The sequence below is a fragment of the Pseudoalteromonas sp. Z9A4 genome, from assembly GCF_011378845.1.
GTDB lineage: Bacteria > Pseudomonadota > Gammaproteobacteria > Enterobacterales > Alteromonadaceae > Pseudoalteromonas > Pseudoalteromonas arctica.
Genome location: NZ_WTLA01000056.1, coordinates 1 through 1,817, shown reverse-complemented (window position 1 = coordinate 1,817; position 1,817 = coordinate 1). Strand labels below are relative to the sequence as shown.

Genomic DNA, 1,817 nt, shown 5'->3' with positions numbered 1-1,817 from the left:
GCGTTGAGGCTGTAGAATTACTCTTTTTAGGAACGTATCCAACTATTTTTTTGTTGGTTGCTTTTTAACCTTGAATCCATCTGTTCGCTGTGATCTAATAGATATTATTCACCCATGGTAAACTGTTATGGCTAACTATAAGCCTGACTTATCCTGTCAAAATAAATTCATTCCTATCAATTTCGCTGAGCAAATTTTGCCAGGCACATTTGAATATGCCCTTTGTTATATCGTCGAAAACAAACTCGATTTATCGGGCTTTGACGCGTGGTACAACAATGACAAAACGGGCGCTGCTGCGTATTCGCCTTCGGTAATGCTAAAGATTATTTTACTGGGTTATGCACATGGTTTTATCAGTAGCCGCCGAATTGCTAAAGCGTGTGAGACGAACATTTTATTTATGAGTGTGTCGGGAGATATCCAGCCGCATTACACATCAATAGCGGGCTTCGTGGCTAAAATGCATGAACAGATTGAGCCACTTTTTACGCAAGTGCTGATGATATGTGATGAAGAAGGCTTGATAGGCCGTAACATGTTTGCCATTGATGGGTGTAAATTAAAGTCCAATGCGAGTAAAGAGTGGAGTGGCACATTCGATGAGTTAGGCCGCAAAAAAGCAAAACTAGAACGCGCAAGCAAACGTATTATTGAACGCCACCAATCACAAGATGGACTGAGTGAAGAGTTAATAACTCAGGATTTAAAACAAAAAGAGAAGCTGGATAAAAGTGCAGATAAAATCACCGAGTTCTTAGCCACTCACAAAGAAAAAACAGGCAGTAAAGGCAAGCCAGTTAAAAGTAATATCACTGACCCTGATAGCGCGAAGATGACGACCTCAAAAGGGACAATTCAAGGCTATAACGGCATAGCGATAAACGATGACAAACATCAAATCATCCTGCAAGCACAAGCGTGGGGCTCAGTGGGTGAGCAACAAACCCTACAGCCAGCTGTTAAGCAATTAAAGCAGCAGCTTGATAAATTGAACACTGACAAACCCAAAGACGAGCACACGATTAAATTCACCGCAGACAGTGGGTTTAACAGCGAAGTGAACCTTGAATATATGGCGAAAAGTGGGTTCGATAGCTACATTGCAGATAATCAATTTAGAAAACGAAATCCGCTGTTTAAAGACAGTGAAACATATGAAACAGAGCAAGAAAAACGCCGACTAAAACGCAGTAAAGGCAAGCCACGATTATTTACCTCAGACGATTTTCATTATGATGAAGCAACTCAAACCTGCCGCTGCCCCGCAGGCAATGATATGTGGCGAAGTGGGGTTAATGTAAAAAGTCATAACCAGCAATACACGCGATTCTGCGGTTACTTAAAAGACTGTAAAACCTGCCCGCTACAGCAGCAATGCATGCGAAAACCACCGATAGAAAGAGGACGACAAGTTCAGTTTATAAATAATGAATCGCGCAAAAAGCTGAGCTATGTTGATAAGATGAAAGTAAAAATAGATAGCCCCATAGGGCGACGACAATACAGTAAGCGATTAGGCTGTATTGAACCCGTGTTCGGCAATATTACCGTCAACAAGGGCATGAATAAATTGACCTTGCGGGGTCAAACGAAAGTTAATACGCAATGGCAACTGTATTGTCTTGTTCATAATATAGAAAAACTGCAAAACACGATGCATTAAGAAGGGGAAGCTCCTTTAACCTAAATAAAAGCCACTCAACCACTCGTAATCCCTTCCAAAACGCCAATTTAAACAACACCAAACACTTCTTTATATGCTGCGTAAAAATACAGTAATCGATTGAACCAAAATAGGAACTCAGCTATGGTTT

The 1,817-nt window shown here is 40.9% G+C and carries 1 protein-coding gene; it reads left to right on the top strand.

Features of this window, described 5'->3' with window-relative positions; all coding sequences use genetic code 11:
- Nucleotides 1-127 precede the first annotated feature (127 nt).
- The gene (locus GQR54_RS19400; protein WP_166379697.1) at nt 128-1,666 is read left to right on the top strand and encodes a transposase; all 1,539 of its coding nucleotides are present in this window, start codon (nt 128-130) and stop codon (nt 1,664-1,666) included.
- The last annotated feature ends 151 nt before the right edge of the window (nt 1,667-1,817 follow it).

What these genes read in the sequence shown, in the direction of transcription:
- GQR54_RS19400 (WP_166379697.1), top strand. Translation starts at nt 128, where the DNA reads ATGGCTAACTATAAGCCTGACTTATCCTGTCAAAATAAATTCATTCCT.